We start from the raw sequence: 352 nt of genomic DNA on the forward strand, positions 1-352 counted from the left end.
AATAAACCGAAATTTATTTGGCATAAACACCATTTAATGTTTTGAGAACTATTTGAACTTAAATTGTTAATTTGCAATCACAACCCGTATATTTTATGCCACCCCCATCTCGAGGGGTGACTATGAATACACTTTCGTTGTGCTTTTTCCAGATTGTTAAAGAACAGATTTGGTTTGCACCGCGCTATGAGCACGGTGTTACCATATACTGTCTGTATAAAACAGCCAATAAGTGTGGACGCTTTCGCTTTGTGAGTCATCGCTCTGAAAGGAGGTGATCCAGCCGCAGCTTCCGCTACGGCTACCTTGTTACGACTTCACCCCAGTCATGAATCCCACCGTGGTAAGCGCC

Annotated in this window: 1 rRNA gene; it reads right to left on the reverse strand. The window is 42.9% G+C overall.

Annotated elements, in window-relative coordinates:
* Positions 1-267: 267 nt before the first annotated feature.
* A 16S ribosomal RNA gene (locus AC2UZJ_RS12565) occupies positions 268-352 on the reverse strand; the annotation flags it as partial.

It is taken from the genome of Paenalcaligenes sp. DL 309, assembly GCF_057475285.1.